Annotated in this window: 14 protein-coding genes; 8 read left to right on the forward strand and 6 right to left on the reverse strand. The window is 60.2% G+C overall.

The window, feature by feature from the left end:
- Positions 1-198 precede the first annotated feature (198 nt).
- The 6 genes from ACFQNJ_RS14960 to ACFQNJ_RS14985 all read left to right on the forward strand — a co-directional run bounded on the left by ACFQNJ_RS14960 (position 199) and on the right by ACFQNJ_RS14985 (position 5320).
- Positions 199-1041: an ABC transporter substrate-binding protein gene (locus tag ACFQNJ_RS14960; RefSeq protein ID WP_287983875.1), complete on the forward strand. Its 843-nt coding sequence runs from the start codon at positions 199-201 to the stop codon at positions 1039-1041.
- Positions 1042-1058: 17 nt separating this feature from the next.
- On the forward strand, positions 1059-1745 hold the full coding sequence (locus ACFQNJ_RS14965) for an ABC transporter permease (RefSeq protein WP_382259021.1): 687 nt from the start codon (positions 1059-1061) through the stop codon (positions 1743-1745).
- A 3-nt stretch (positions 1746-1748) separates the two neighbouring features.
- A complete protein-coding gene (locus tag ACFQNJ_RS14970) occupies positions 1749-2462 on the forward strand; it encodes an ABC transporter permease (RefSeq protein WP_382259023.1) in 714 nt (237 codons plus the stop codon).
- A 20-nt stretch (positions 2463-2482) separates the two neighbouring features.
- Positions 2483-3619, forward strand: a complete 1137-nt coding sequence (locus ACFQNJ_RS14975; protein ID WP_382259025.1) for a M14 family metallopeptidase — start codon at positions 2483-2485, stop codon at positions 3617-3619.
- Positions 3620-3632: 13 nt separating this feature from the next.
- Positions 3633-4424, forward strand: coding sequence for an ABC transporter ATP-binding protein (locus ACFQNJ_RS14980; RefSeq protein ID WP_382259027.1), 792 nt, complete (start codon positions 3633-3635; stop codon positions 4422-4424).
- A 119-nt stretch (positions 4425-4543) separates the two neighbouring features.
- Positions 4544-5320 carry an EF-hand domain-containing protein gene (locus tag ACFQNJ_RS14985; protein ID WP_382259029.1) on the forward strand — a complete coding sequence of 259 codons (777 nt, stop codon included), beginning with the start codon at positions 4544-4546 and terminating at the stop codon, positions 5318-5320.
- A gap of 15 nt (positions 5321-5335) precedes the next feature.
- Here ACFQNJ_RS14985 and ACFQNJ_RS14990 read toward each other — a convergent pair whose 3' ends face one another.
- Entirely contained in the window at positions 5336-7825 is a 2490-nt protein-coding gene (locus ACFQNJ_RS14990) for a penicillin acylase family protein (protein WP_382259031.1), read from the reverse strand.
- Positions 7826-7846: 21 nt separating this feature from the next.
- Positions 7847-8791: an FHA domain-containing protein gene (locus ACFQNJ_RS14995; protein ID WP_374639051.1), complete on the reverse strand. Its 945-nt coding sequence runs from the start codon at positions 8789-8791 to the stop codon at positions 7847-7849.
- A 385-nt stretch (positions 8792-9176) separates the two neighbouring features.
- On the opposite strand from ACFQNJ_RS14995, the gene ACFQNJ_RS15000 reads away from it, so the two are divergent.
- Complete coding sequence (locus ACFQNJ_RS15000) at positions 9177-9509, forward strand: hypothetical protein (RefSeq protein ID WP_382259034.1); 333 nt, start codon at positions 9177-9179, stop codon at positions 9507-9509.
- Positions 9510-9528: 19 nt separating this feature from the next.
- Here the strand turns inward: ACFQNJ_RS15000 and ACFQNJ_RS15005 are convergent, their stop codons facing one another.
- From ACFQNJ_RS15005 to ACFQNJ_RS15015, 3 genes are all read right to left on the reverse strand, one after another.
- Positions 9529-10464: an LD-carboxypeptidase gene (locus ACFQNJ_RS15005; protein ID WP_382259036.1), complete on the reverse strand. Its 936-nt coding sequence runs from the start codon at positions 10462-10464 to the stop codon at positions 9529-9531.
- Positions 10461-11879, reverse strand: coding sequence for a tRNA adenosine(34) deaminase TadA (tadA, locus tag ACFQNJ_RS15010; RefSeq protein ID WP_382259038.1), 1419 nt, complete (start codon positions 11877-11879; stop codon positions 10461-10463). Before tadA ends, ACFQNJ_RS15005 begins: the two co-directional genes overlap by 4 nt.
- A 350-nt stretch (positions 11880-12229) precedes the next feature.
- Positions 12230-12862: a hypothetical protein gene (locus ACFQNJ_RS15015; RefSeq protein WP_382259040.1), complete on the reverse strand. Its 633-nt coding sequence runs from the start codon at positions 12860-12862 to the stop codon at positions 12230-12232.
- Positions 12863-13292: 430 nt separating this feature from the next.
- On the opposite strand from ACFQNJ_RS15015, the gene ACFQNJ_RS15020 reads away from it, so the two are divergent.
- Positions 13293-13832: a hypothetical protein gene (locus ACFQNJ_RS15020; protein ID WP_382259042.1), complete on the forward strand. Its 540-nt coding sequence runs from the start codon at positions 13293-13295 to the stop codon at positions 13830-13832.
- A gap of 348 nt (positions 13833-14180) precedes the next feature.
- On the opposite strand, the gene ACFQNJ_RS15025 is transcribed toward ACFQNJ_RS15020, so the two are convergent.
- Positions 14181-15035 (reverse strand): IS3 family transposase (locus ACFQNJ_RS15025; RefSeq protein WP_382259044.1); only part of this gene is annotated, 855 nt, incomplete at its 5' end.

Consider the following 15035-nt stretch of genomic DNA (forward strand, 5'->3'; position numbering starts at 1 on the left):
TATATTATGTTAAGTTGAATTGATTGCCAATGAACGACACCTCATCGCTCTGGCATGAGGTTTGCGCATTAGAGACACCTATCGGTGGAAACACCATCGTGGTGCACGAATAAATTGGACTGCCCAACCCTACAATCGGGATCCTGTCCGGGAGTCCAATCGGTTCCAGGCCTTCTTTTCAACACTCTGAGGAAATCCATGAAACACCTGTTTCTGACCGCCGGTCTGATCGGCGCTGTCACTCTGGCTGGCTGTGGCAAATCGGAAGCGCCGGCGCCTGCGGCCGCTCCTGCTGCACCGGCAGCCGCTCCGGCACCGGCTCCGGCCGAGATGCCCGAGCTGAAGGTCGCCATTGACCCGACCTACGAGCCGTTCACCTTCAAGACGGCCGACGGCAAGCCCACCGGTTTCGATGTGGACATCGCCGAAGCCCTCTGCGCGGAAATGAAGCGCAAGTGCGTGTACGTCGAACAGGTCTGGGACAGCATGATCCCCGGTCTGCAGGCCAAGAAGTACGACGTGATCATCAGCTCGATGTCGATCACCGACGAGCGCAAGCAGGCTGTCGATTTCTCGGACAAGTACTACGCCACCCCCAGCCGCATCGTGGTCAAGGAAGGCACGGCTTACACCGACCCGGCTTCGCTCAAGGGCAAGAAGATTGGCGTGCTCAAGGGCAGCACCCAGGAGAAGTACGCCATGGGCGAGCTCAAGCCCGCTGGCGTGAATGTGGTGCCCTACGAGGCCCAGGACCAGGTCTATCTGGACATCAAGTCGGGCCGTCTGGACGGTACCGTGGCTGACCAGGTCGAGGTGAACGGTGGCTTCCTGCGCAAGGACGAAGGCAAGGGCTACGGCTTTGTGGGTCCGGTGCTGGATGACATCAAGTACTTCGGCTATGGCGTTGGTGTGGCCCTGCGCAAGGGTGAAGACGATCTGCGCAACCAGCTGAACGCCGCCATCGCCGCCATCCGCGGCAACGGTGTCTACGAAACGGTGGCCAAGAAGTACTTCGACTTCGACCCCTACGGCGTCAAGTAATCCGAAGGAACTTGCCTTTGTCCGGCTACTTTGCCTCCATCCTGCAGGGCGCTCTCCTCACGGTGGGCGTCTCTCTGGCGGCCCTGGCGGTCTCCATCTTGCTGGGCCTCTTGGGGGCAGCTGCCAAGCTGTCAGGCCGACCGCCTCTGGTCGGCCTGGCCACGGTGTACACCACGCTGGTGCGTGGTGTGCCCGAACTGGTGCTGATGCTGCTGATTTTTTACGGCGGCACCATCGGCATCAACCACCTGCTGACGCTGTCGGGCGGCAAAGCCACTGTCGACATCAATCCGTTTGCAGCAGGTGTGCTCACCATCGGATTCATCTACGGCGCCTACATGACCGAGACTTTCCGTGGCGCCATCCTGTCCATCCCCAAAGGGCAGATGGAAGCGGCCTGGGCTTTCGGCATGGGTCGTCTGCAGACGTTTCTCCGCATCACGCTGCCCCAGATGGTTCGCTACGCACTGCCCGGTTTCACGAACAACTGGCTGGTGCTCATCAAGGCCACCGCCCTGGTCAGCCTGATCGGGCTGCAGGAAATGACTTACCTGGCCAAGCAGGCCAGTTCTGCCACTCGCGAGCCGTTCACGTTCTATCTGTTTGCTGCGGGCTTGTTCCTGGTCTACACCTCGGTCTCCCTGTGGGCCCTTCGCTGGCTCGACCGGCGCTACAGCCTTGGCGTTCGCCGGGGACAGGTCTGAGCCATGCGCTGGGACATCATTTTCCAGGCCAAGAATCTGGCTCTGTACTGGGAAGGTCTGGTCACCACGGCCAGCCTTCTGGCGTCTTCCCTTCTGATTGGTGCGGTACTGGCCCTGATCTTCGCATTGGCCCTGACCAGCCAGGTGGCGGTGCTGCGTTGGGTGGTGGGTGCCTATACCTATGTCATTCGTGGCACGCCACTGCTGATTCAGGTCTACCTGATCTACTACGGCATCGCCCAGCTTGAGTGGGTGCAGGATCGCTGGAATGACGTGTGGCCCTGGATTTATTTCAAGGAACCCTTCTTCTGCGCCCTGCTGGCCTTCAGCCTGAACACGGCGGGGTATACCGCCGAGATGATTGCGGGCGCGATCCGGGAAACAGCCCACGGCGAGATCGAGGCCGCACAGGCGATGGGCATGAGCCGCTGGCAAACCATGCGGCGCATTGTGATGCCCAGTGCCCTGCGCAGAACCTTGCCGGCTTACAGCAACGAGGTCGTCATGATGCTTCACAGCACCAGCCTGGCCAGTGCAGTGCCCGCCATGATGGATGTCACCGCCGCGGCGGGCCGCATCTATTCGGATTTCTACCTTCCGTTTGAAGCCTACATCTTCGCGGCGGCGATCTATCTGTGCATCACCTTCACGCTGGTGGGGTTCTTCCGTCTTGCTGAACGGCGCTTTCTGGCCCATCTGGCACCTCGCCGTCATTGAACTTCCCTCTGGAATCTCGCATGCGCCGCGTTGAACATGAGCTTCTCAGCCCGAGCCTGGGCAGCCGCAAGAATCTGGTGTCGTTCCACTATGGCACGCCCGGCGCCAGGCCCAAGGTTTACATCCAGGCCAGCCTTCATGCCGAGGAATTGCCCGGCATGCTGGTTGCCCATCACCTGAGGTCATTGCTCGATCGCGCAGAAGCCGCCGGCGCCCTGGCGGGTGAGGTGGTTCTGGTTCCCGCTGCCAACCCGATCGGATTGGGGCAGCGGATCGACCATCACGCCCAGGGCCGGTTTGAGTTCGACACCTCCGAGAATTTCAATCGCCACTATCCCGATCTGGCAGACGCTGTCTGGGCCACACTGTCTCCCAGACTGGGTGGCGATCCACAGAAAAATGTTGCCTTGGTCCGTGAGGCAGTGGGAGCCTGGCTGCAGGACTGGCAGCCTCAGACCGAACTGCAGAGTCTGCGCCGGCAGTTGCTCATCCTGGCGCACGATGCCGATGTCGTGCTCGATCTCCACTGTGACTGCGAGGCCGTCCTGCACCTCTACAGTGAAGATGCCTGCTGGCCACCACTGGAACCTTTGGCACGCCTGCTGCAGGCCAAAGCGGTGCTGCTGGCCCGGGAATCCGGGGGGGGACCATTTGATGAACGGCTCTCAGGTCTTTGGTGGCAGTTGCGTGACCGCATGGTGGCCTCGGGCATGCCAGGCGCTCTCGAGCAAGGTTGCGCCAGCACCACCATTGAACTGAGGGGCGAGACCGATGTCCGGCACGAGTTCGCCGAGCAGGATGCCGCTGCCATCCTGGGCTACCTGGTTCATCTGGGCGTCGTGCTCGGCGATAGGCCCGCCCTGCCTCCCCTGCCCTGTTCCCCCACCCCCCTCTCCGGGTCGCAGACACTGCGTAGCCCGGTCCCTGGTGTCCTCGCACTGCTGACCAAACCTGGTGAGGTGGTTCAGGCCGGTCAGGTGGTTGCCGAGGTGATCGACCCGACCGCCGAAGATCAGTCCCGCGTGTGGCCCGTTTGCGCCGAAGTCACAGGCGTGCTGTACGCGACCGTACGTGAACGCTACCTGCACGCAGGTGGCGAGATCGGCAAGATTGCCGGTGCCACACCCTTTAGAACCGGTGACCTGCTGGGCGCCTGAGTCCACTCCACTCATGAACACGAACCCGACCTCTGCCGATGCTGTCCTGCTGGATGTGCATGACATTCACAAGCGCTTTGGCAACAACGAAGTGCTCAAAGGGGTATCGCTGCAAGCCCGGGCGGGCGATGTGATCAGCCTGATCGGCAGTTCGGGCTCTGGCAAGAGCACCCTGCTGCGCTGCATCAACCTGCTGGAGAAGCCCAACCAGGGACGCATTGCCCTCAGCGGCGAGGTGCTCGAACTCAAAGCCGATCGCCATGGTGAACTCCAGGCCGTCAACGCGGCCCAGTTGCAGCGCATGCGAACCCGCCTGGCCATGGTGTTCCAGCATTTCAACCTGTGGGCCCACATGACGGTCCTTCAGAACATCATCGAAGCCCCGGTCCATGTGCTGGGTGTGCCGCGCGACCAGGCGGTGGAAACCGCCCGCAAGTACCTGGAACGCGTCGGCCTCAAGGGGGTCGAGGACCGGTATCCGGCGCACATGAGCGGTGGGCAGCAGCAGCGGGTAGCCATTGCCAGGGCACTGGCGGTGGAACCGGCGGTCATGCTCTTTGACGAGCCCACGAGTGCGCTCGATCCCGAGCTGGTGGGCGAGGTGCTGCGGGTGATGAAGCTGCTGGCCGAAGAAGGCCGGACCATGCTTGTGGTCACCCACGAAATGGGGTTTGCCCGAGAGGTCTCCAACCACGTCATCTTCCTGCACCAGGGCCGTATCGAAGAGCAAGGCATGCCCAAGGAGGTGTTGGCTCGCCCCCGCAGCGAACGCCTGGCGCAGTTCCTGTCAGGCAACCTGAAATAGGCTCCAAACGCTTGAAAAGGCGGCCTGCAGCTCGCTTGTTGTGAGGTTTGCTCACGGCGCTTTTCCCGGACGATAGCCACATTCCGCAGATGCGGCCGTCCGTGATGAAAGGAACCGCCATGAGCTCCGTTGAAAGTCTCTTCTCTCCCACCAGCCTGTTCATGTCGGGCATGGCCAGTCAGCTTCAGGCCAAGGCCATGAAAAAACTGGACACCGATGCCGACGGCAGCGTGACCCAGACCGAGTTCCAGGCGGTGCTGGAGAAGGCCGCGGGCAAACTGGGCGTGGAACTGGGCGAAGGCGAAGCCGCCGGCATGTTCTCCAACTTCGACGGCGATGCCGACGGCAGCCTGAACCTGTCCGAAGTGGGCAATGTGGTTGGTGGTCTGCTGTCCTCGCTGGGCAACGTCCAGAACTACATGCAGAACCAGGCTTCCGGTTTCTCGGCCGATTCGTTCGCCAGCCGTGATACCGATGGTGATGGCGTACTCAGCCTGGCCGAGTTCACCGGCGAGTCCGCCAGGAGCGCTGCCCCGATCGCCTACCGGACAGTGACCACCCAGACGGTAGAAACCACCGTGCTCCCGCAAGGCGGCATGCCGAGCATGCCCGGTATCGCACCGATCAGCACTGACACCGGCGCCGTTGACATGACCAGCGCGGTCTCACCCACCGGTTCAACACCCGTGGCCGCGGCCGACAACACCACCACAGCCGGTGACAGCCAGGCCAACACTGTCGAAAGTCTGATGGCCTCGCTCGATGCCAACAAGGACGGTCAGATCAGCGGCGAAGAATTGAGCGCCTTGGTCAACCAGATTGAAACCGTGGTTCAGCGCTACAACGAAACGGCCCTGGCCAAGAGTACCGCCACCTCCACCAATCCCCTGGTCTGAGGCAGGCTCATCCGTTCAAGGTCGCAGTTTCAGTTGACTGATCCAGAGATCGGGTGAGAGCTTCAACGACCGATAGCCGACATCGGCCCAGGTCCGGGCCATGTCGCGGTAACGCGGCGAAAACACATTTCCACTCTGCCCGGTCTGGTAGATGAAGACCGAGCGTTCGGGATCGGCGAGGTCATACACGGCCCTCAGGCTGGCGGCGTGCCGGTTGGCATACGGTGCATCCACCTTGTCGAGATGGTACTGGCCGACGTTCACGGTGAAGGGGTCTCCGCCGGTGTCGGTTCTCACTTCGAACCAGGGGGCCAGCGCTTTGACATTGCTCAGTGGTCGGTGCACCGAAATGGCCGGATGGGCCTTCCCCCAGCGCCAGGCGGAGACGTCGCTGCCCTGCTCCCTCTCCAGCCGCACCAGCGCGCGATGGAGAGCGTCAGAACTGGCAGGACCACACCCGGCATCGCCACACCAGTCACTATCATCGCGCTCCAGAATGCCTTCGATGGCGCTGCGGAACAGGCGCTTGCCGTACAGGCCTTCAAACCGTTCGCGTCCCAGCCGCTGCCCGATCACGCCACGCGTCAACTCGTCGATCCACACGCTGTAGATCAGCGCAGCGGCGCTGTCGACACGCATCTGCCCGTCAAAATCTTCTAGGGCATGCAAGGCCTGCCTGCCCAAGGGATGATCGGACTTCGTCCTACGGAGAAAGGGCAGCAGCCGCACCGTGGCGTGGGACATCAGGTCACCATGCAAGCGCTGGAAGCTGAGAAGGTCATGTTTCGGGCTGGCTTCCAGCAATGCTTCGATGCGCTCCTGCCGGTACGGAGGCGCCCAGTCCTGGGTCAGAAAGTGGGGATAGTCCGGACCATGGACGCGCTGATTGGCGGTGGCAATCCAGCCACGGCGACCGTCATCTTCGGGTGTCTGATCGAACGGTAACCAGCCTTGCCAGTCATAGCGGGGGTCCCATCCGGGTGAGGGTGCAACGCCCCGGATGTCATTGTCCGGATGGCGGACAGGCACCTTTCCAATGGCCTTGAAGGTAATCCGGCCGCTGCGGTCAGCCATCAGGGCGTTCTGCATGGGGGCATGAAACTCCCTGAAGGCTTCGGTCAGTGCCTCCACCGACTGGGCCCGGTTGGATCTCAGGGTGGCCAGCACATTGCCGCTGTCGGCATCCAGCGCGGTCCACCGCAATGCCAGCGCATACCGCCGGGTGTCGATCAGGGACCGCGTGCGCCCCGGGACGTCGCTGATCACCGGACCGTGGCGTGTGTGGCGCACGGTATGCACCACATCCGCCTGCCCTTTGACGCGGATCACTTCTTCTCGAGTGTCGAAACCTTGCCATCTTGGTTCGGCGTCCGGTGACGGGATGCGATAGCGGGAGGAGTCCGCAGGATCAATGGCCTCGATGAAGACATCCTGCACATCGGGACCGGTGTTCGTGAAGCCCCATGCGACACCATCGGTTCGACCGAGCACCACAAAGGGTGTCCCCGGCAAGGTGGCGCCAATCACATCCATGCCTTCGATGCCGTCGACCGTGGGCGCCTTGAGCCTGGCGAAGTACCAGATCGCCGGAGCCGACAAACCCAAGTGTGGGTCATTGGCCAGCAGCGGTTTGCCCGAGACCGAGCGCTCTGCGCCAACCACCCAGTTGTTGGAGCCTTTGCCCTCGATGTTGCCCAGTTCGGCCGCCCACTCACGAACGTCCTGGCCGGCCTGGGCCAGCCAACCGCCCGGAGGCGTCTGGTGACTGGCCGAAGGCCGATCGGTCGCCGGGGCGTAGATGTCCAGACTCCGGTAGAGACCGGCCAAATCGGCGCTGGCCGCGCGCTTTTCACCCGGGTAGGGAGGGAACAGTTCCCAGAGCCGATCGGTGTCCAGAACCTGGAGCGCACTCAGGCGTGCGATCTCGTTGCCCCAGTTGCCGCCCAGATCCAGTGCCATCATCAGGGACCAGCCAACGCTGTCAACCGGGTCCCAGTACGTGCCGGCGCGCGCCTCCTGGGCCGGATCGATGCCGAGCAGGAGAAATTCGGGCGACAGGGCCTGCCGGCGGTCGGCATGAAAAGCGTTGACTCCCGCGCTGTAGGCCTGCAGCGCTGCGCGCGCCTCTTCGGGCAACCGGTCATACTGGGCTTGGGCGGCCTGACGGATGCCCAGGGTGCGCATCAGGATGTCCGTTTCCAGGGTGGCCGGCCCCAGCACCTCGGAGAGCCTGCCCCGCATGACACGCCGGTTGAAGTCCAGTTGCCAGGTCCGCTCCTGGGCGTGCACATAGCCCAAGGCCATCCAGACATCGCGAGGATCCGAGCCCACCACATGCGTCACGTCGCCTTCATCGCGCCGGACATCCACAGGATGGCGAAGCCCGGTCAGCGTCAACTGTCCATCCATCGTGGGAAGCGACCTGAGCACATACAGAGACGCCACCGAGCCCGCCAGCAGGCCTGTGAACAGGACAGCCAACACCAATCTGCGAATCCAGCGCACCGTGTCCTCCTCGATGGTTGTTCAGTCGCGCAAGGGGCCCCGGCCGAGCACCATGGCGCCGTCCACGAGCCTGAAGCTCAACGTGGGGGTGCTGAAGTCCGTGAACGGGGCACCCATCGCAATCTCGCCATCGCTGTGAAGCAGGCATTCCTGGCGGCGCAACGCAATGATGGCATCGGATCCGCTGAACCGGACCCAGGTGCCGTAGCTGCTCACATCTTCCAGCACGTAATGGCCGGAGCGGATGTCGATCACGGCGTGAGTCCTGGAGACGCGGGGGTCACTGACCACAAAGTCGGCCTCGGGCACACGACCAATCCGGATGGGCAGATCCGTCAGTGAGAAGGACTGCGTCGCATCCAGCCACCCCAGCTCGATGCCTCCGAAAACGGACTCCTTGGGTGCCCGCAGTGCGTGAAGATCGGCAGGCAGTGTGAGGAACTCCGACAGCATTTCCGGCTGCCACTCGACACGGAAGACCTCGCAAGGCTCCACGCGTCCCTTGATCCGCATGGGACCAAGGCTTCGGCTTCGTACACCATGCCGGGCACCCAGCTTGCGGATGACCGTATCGGTGGCCAGTATCTGCTCAGGACCAGCCAGATCGCTGAGCCGGGAAGCCACATTGACCGCGTCTCCGAAGCAGTCACCATCCACCTGAACCACCTGCCCCCGAGCCATGCCGATCTGCATCATCAGCTTGAGCCGGTCGGGCCACATGGCGGTGCGCTGGGCATGCTCCTGCTGGATACGCACCATGCACTCAATCGCCATGAGGTTATTGCTGAAAGACAACAACACCCCATCACCGAGCATCTTGACGACCTTGCCGTCGTGCTCGACACCCACCTTCCCGATCCACTGGGTCAGACGGGTCACCGCCGCGGCTGCCCGGTCATTCCCCAGGGTTTCGAAGACCGACACACTGCCGGTCAGGTCCACAAAGGCAATGGTCAGCTCAGCCATGTCCTGGTGGGTACCGCAGCCGGATGCTGATATGTCGACGATCGGGTCATGAGTCGCGCCAGTGGTGTCCCGGCGTGGTTGCATTCATTCCAGACTTTTACCACACGGCAAGCATCTTTCCGCCGAACGGTTGACTTGTGCGCTGCAGCAGTCGTCCGGACTAACCGCGCTTGAACGCCAGTTGCAGTCCTCATTACTTGGTGGACAGGGGCTCGCTCAGCCCTGTAGTCGGATTTCTCACAGCCAAACTTAAAGAACACTGACAAATGCTTGATTTGCCTGTTGTTTTTTTACTTGGTGGGTTTATCCCCAATTGTTGTTGTCATCTTCGGAGCGTATTCTGACGGCTAGTCACAAATTAGATGACCACGTTGGGGAACATTTCATGCGCTGGTTGAAGCCTGCCATTCGTCACAGCATCTCTGCATTGCTGGGTTCGGAGCTCCGCAAGGACTCTCCCGAGTCCCTCGAGCCGGTGCGTCAGGCCATGCTGGATGTCCTCGGCCAGGATGGGGCCACGGCCAATCCGCAGTTGACTCGCCGTTTGCAGTATCTGTACGACATTCAGGCCCTGTGGTTTGCCCGTGCGGAACTGGTGGCGGTGCTCAGTTCCCTTCATGGCGAGGTCAAAGCCGTGGAAGCCGTCCGCAAACTCACCCCGCTGTTCGAAGGGCGTGTCTCCCCTGCCCTTCTCGAGTCAGCCCGCAGTCATCGCTGACTGACCCCGCCGCGAAACTTCAGCCCCAGTACAGCAAGGCGTCGCGGCCCTCGACCAGCAGATCCACCTTCCCGCCCACGGGCAGGAGGACTTTGGTGGGCACATGGCCGTAGGGAAGGCCCGTGAACACGGGTACCTTGGTCTGTTGGCGCAGCCAAGCCACCACGGTCGCCATCTTGAAGCCTTTGTCGTGCGGGACGGTCTTGTAACCCGTGAATGAGCCCAGGAGCACAGCTTTCTGGCGATCAATCACCCCAGCCTGGAGCAACTGCGTGAGCATGCGTTCGATGCGGTAGGGATGCTCGTTGACGTCCTCCAGGAAAAGTACACCCTTATCAGGCGCTGGCATCCATGGCGTTCCCATCAACGAACACAGGACAGACAGATTGCCGCCCCACAGGGTGGCGCCTTTGACCGCCCATCCTCTCTCCAGAGCCGCCGTCACCGAGGCCGGCAGTCCAGTCGTGTCGGCTTTTGGCAGCGTCCAACCGGCCCCCTCACCCTGCCCGCAGGCGAGGTCATCGAAGCAGGCGGCCATGATGTCGTCCGGTTCTCCTTCCACACCGAAATCGGCACCGAGTGCCGGCCCCGCCCACGTGGTCGCGCCGGTGCGGGCCAGCACCGCCAGTTGGAGTGCCGTGAAGTCGCTGACACCCACGAAACGGGTACCCCGCTCGATGGCCTTGCTCAACTGACGGTAGGGCAACGCCGGCAGGATCCTGGTCAACCCGTAGCCACCGCGCGAAATCAGGGCAATGTCGGCGCCACTGGCTGCCGCCCGACCGACGGCCGCCACCCGGCAGGCGTCATCCCCGGCAAAGCGCTGGAAACTGCACAGGGCGTCCTGGTCCACCTCGACCTCATGACCCATCGCCTTGAGCCTGGCAATGCCCCGGCGGAATGCGGCTTTCTCACGAACAGCACTCGAAGGCGAATAAATGTAGATGTGGCTCATGCAATGGTGTCCTTGTCGTCGGGCATAGGGCCCTGACGTTGAAAATGATCGCAGGCAGCCATGGCGATTGCTCGACCATGTTCCTGCACAAAGTGTCCTGCCTGCGGCAGCAACAGCACCTTTTCACAGCCTGCGATCGTTGCCTGCAATTTCCGCATGACAGTCTCCCCCAGCACAGGATCCTGCAGCCCGATCGCCAGCATGGACTGGCCGGTCCAGGTGCTCTGCCAGAACTCGCGGGCTCGTCGCGAAAGATCTGCGCCTTCATCGTCGGGATACTCGGGCACCATGGCTGGGAACGCCCGCAAGGCTGCGCGATGCCCACGATCGGGAAACGGTGCATCATAGGCCGAGCATTCTGCGGGCTCGAGATGGGGGTTGCCTCTGAGCATGAGACGACCAATGTCAAAGTCGGGTTTCCTGGCCACCATCTCACGCCAGGACAGAAATCCCGGAGACAAAGGCTCGTCTCCCGTGGCCAGCATGGTGTTCATGGCCAGCAATCCGCTCACTCGCCCGGGCAAGTCCATGGGCAGGGTCAAGCCCAGCAGCCCACCCCAGTCCTGCACCACCAGCACCATCCGTTTCAGATCCAGTCGTTCGATGAATTCCAGCAGCACCTGCCGATGCCAGTCGAACGAATGGGCACTTTCCCGCTTGGGTTTGTCGCTACGGCCAAAACCCACCAGATCCGGTGCCACGACCCGATCGCCAGCAGCCAGGAACACCGGGATCATGTGGCGGTACACATAGGACCAGGTCGGGTTGCCATGCAGGCACAGCCAGGTTCTCGCTGCCGTCTTCGGCCCTTCGTCCAGGTAGTGCATGCGCAGCCCTTGAAGCGAAGGAAGATCAATGAGATAGCGGGGGGCCCATGGGTAGTCAGGCAGGCTGGAGAACCGGCTGTCGGGCGTTCTGAGTGCATCGTCCCGCAGGGGTTGCAGCTCCTGTCGTTTCTGGTCCCGACGGCAACGGAAGAACTCGCTGAGCAGGGTGCCACACTCCTGTGCCATCACACCACCCTGCACCTTCGTGTGATGGTTCAACACCGCGGATTCGAACAGGTTGAGCACCGACCCAGCGGCACCGGTCTTGGGGTCGGTGGCACCGAAGACGACACGACGCAGGCGCGAATGCAGCATGGCGCCGCTGCACATGGCGCAGGGCTCCAGCGTGACATACAAGTCACAGTCTTCGAGCCGGTAGTTTCCCAAGGCGTTGGCAGCAGCCCGAAGTGCCACGATCTCTGCGTGGGCTGTCGGATCATGTGACGCGATCGGGGCATTGCGCCCAACGCCGATGACCCGTCCCTTGTGAACAACCACTGCGCCCACGGGGACTTCACCAGCCTCCGCGGCCGCCCTGGCCTCTTCCAAGGCCAGGCGCATGCATGCCCCGTCATCCAAGGGAGTCATGGTTGCACGGCAGCGCTGTTCCAGGTCACTCCCACTCAATGAAAGCATCGACGTAACCTGTTGATTTCATTGATGTTTTCATGAGTTTGTAACTAGTTTGCAACTTTTCAGGGTATTCTGGGGCTGCTTGGACCAACAGAACGCCATTGTCCCACAGTGGAAACTGAGCCGGAACGTCTCGCCTATCGCGGTCCATGCGTCGCCAGCCCTTACGGATCAAGCACTTAGCGCCTGGGAGCATGCAGTCTTGTGGCTCACTTCGTGGCTTCGTCGAAACGTGTTGATCTGCGCCAGTTCATCACGTCTGAATCACAGTTCGCAGAAGCAGAAAGCGTGCACAGACAGAGCTTCTAGACCTTGATCCCGTGTGCGCGTTTTCGCTTCGGCTTCTTGTCCTTCAGTTGTTTCAGTGCGTCCTCAAGTACGGACTGCTCATCAAGCGATTCCATGGTCAGATTAGAAATCGCGTCCTGAAGAACAATCACTTTGATGTCTCGCTTTGAAAGCTTTCCGGGTTGAGCGTACTTTTTTAGCTCACCCTTCATCGTCCTTCGCGATACAACTTGAGGTACAAGGTCGTCAACCGCCTTCACACCAGAAGGCAAGCCAATGTCATCCCAGTGGAACCATTGCTCATAAGTAGGATCTAGTCCGAGCAACTCCTTAGCATCAACGATTATCGAGTCTCGCATGCAGTCCTCACGATCTGACATCTTCGATATCAGACGTTGATTCTTGGTCCTGTAACTCTTTTCGAGTCGAGCTTTGGTTAGATCGTACAGCTTCTTCTTTTTCTGAAATTCCACGATCTCAGGCGGGGGTTTCGCAGCACGAACCTCTTTCTGTTGCTTCCACATCTCCTGCATCTGCTCCCACTCTTCCGGAGTGAGGACGATCTTCAGATCACGAGTTGCGACGTCCACACCGCGTTCCAACCGCTCCAGCAGCTCTTTCAACCGAGCCAGACGCTTTTCCGGTGTCATTTTCGCTTCCTTCAGTCGTGCAAATTTCGTGCATTTTGATTATGCATGAATTTTGCACGTCAGAAAATACTGATTTTTGACCAGTAAACCGGAAATAAATGCCATTTCCGCAGCATTTGGTAAGTATTCCCCCGTGTTTCCAGCCAAAACTCCGCGGTTCCGTCCTGCGGACGTTCCTGTTGTACGTACAACAGAGCTAAAAAATACCGTGTGTAAGGTATTTTTACCTCAGACCGAAATCAGTTTTTCGGTAACTAGCTTCGACAGAAATTTTTTCTCCGGTAGAAATCATCAATACTACATTTCTAAATCATGAAAAACCTATATACAGAGATACCAGTTGCTTGTATGAAATTCACAGTAACAACGGGAATAAATGCTGTGTCAGCAATTTGGTTTCCCATGTCTAAAATTTCAGGAGATTCAACACATGACCACCCACGCGACAGAATACCGTAAATCGTCCACACATTGGAGGCTCATCCAATCCGGTCTTCAGACAATGCTCGAAGAGCTAGATCCAAACGAGTTCCAGCTGTTCCACCTGACCCTGACCTATCGTCCCTATCAGGACAGGATCTATGACGAAAAAGATATCTCCAACTTCTTCACCAGCTTCCACCTGAAATCAGTGCTTCCAGATATCTTCCAGACCAGAACCTGGACCACCAAAAAGAAGTTGGAACAACCAATTGTCCTAGCATTTGTGGATGAACATCTTCAAACACCAACGACATCGGTGAATCCACAAGATCATGGGCTTCCTTCCAAGCTCCATCATCACGCGATCATTGCATCAAGGTCCAGGACTCTGGATTTCTACCAGAAGCGAGTTGGAGTAAATACCATGCTTCCCTACTCCAAGAAGATCATGACATCCGACCTGAAACCATGTGGTCCTGATCGTGTCCAGTACGCATCCAAGATGATCTGGAAGTACCCTGACTACTTGACCTTTGGACGTCAGTGATACGACAGTAACGCGTCAGTGACAAATTGGTCCTGACGCTAGGAACCAGCAGGAACAGGTATTCGTTCACCACTTGCCATTGAAATCTGGAAACCTACCCTCCGACACATCTTCAACCCGTCAGATGAAAGAGGTGATCCAGATGCCACCAGTCAAAGCAAGCGCACCGAGTCTCAGGAAGCTCATCCAGCAGCTCCAGAAGCAAGAACTCAAGCAAGGTCAAGTCCAGCACGCAGAAGCACTTCGTCAGATCGTGGGAATCGCCCGCGAACATGGAATCTCACCAGAACTTGTCCTGCATGCGACGTCCCCCCGTTTTCAGTAGCACTGGGCTTTGGAGTCCGGGGGTTAATTTAACGGGTTTTGCATCAGCCTTTGAGCATGGGCCGCCGGGGTCAGTCCGCCCAAGGACTTCTTGGGCCGCTCCTCGTTGTATTCCCGGCGCCAAGCCTCGACGATCACGCGGGCATGTGCCAGGCTGGTGAACCAGTGCTCGTTCAGACATTCCTCCCTGAAGCGGCCGTTGAACGATTCGATGTAGGCGTTCTGGTTGGGCTTGCCAGGTTCGATGAGGAACAGCTGAACACCCCTGGCGTGGGCCCAGTTCAGCATGGCCCGTCCGCAGAACTCTTTCCCGTTATCTGTCCTGATCGCTTTGGGCAGTCCCCTCGTGGCGGCGATCTGATCCAGGATGCGCACCACCTGGTTGCCACCCATCGCCCGCTCGGCCACGATGGCCACTGCCTCGTGGGTCGCGTCATCGATCACCGTCAGGTTCTTGATGCTGCGCCCTTCGGCTGTGCGGTCAAAGATGAAGTCCATCGACCACACCTGGTTGGCTGCCATCGGGCGTTGCAGTGGGTGACGCTCAGCCAGCGGAATCTTCTTTCGCTTGCGCTTCCTGACCTGCAGCCCTGCCTGGGCATACAGGCGGTCGACGCGCTTGTGATTGACCACCTCACCAGCCTGGCGCAGCTTGAGGTAGATCATGCCGGCCCCATACCGCCGATGACGCTGAGCCAGGGCCATGATCTTTTCCTTGAGCGCACCGTTGCGGTCCGCAGCGGGCTCGTACCGGTAGGCGCTGGCGCTCATGCCGATGATCCGCAGTGAACGGCGTTCGCTCAGTCCGCAGCCGATCATGTGGCGCACCAGCTCGCGCCGGGCGGGTGCGCTCACCACTTTTTTCTCAAGGCTTCTTTC

This window comes from Hydrogenophaga bisanensis (assembly GCF_042665135.1).
Lineage (GTDB): Bacteria > Pseudomonadota > Gammaproteobacteria > Burkholderiales > Burkholderiaceae_C > Hydrogenophaga > Hydrogenophaga bisanensis.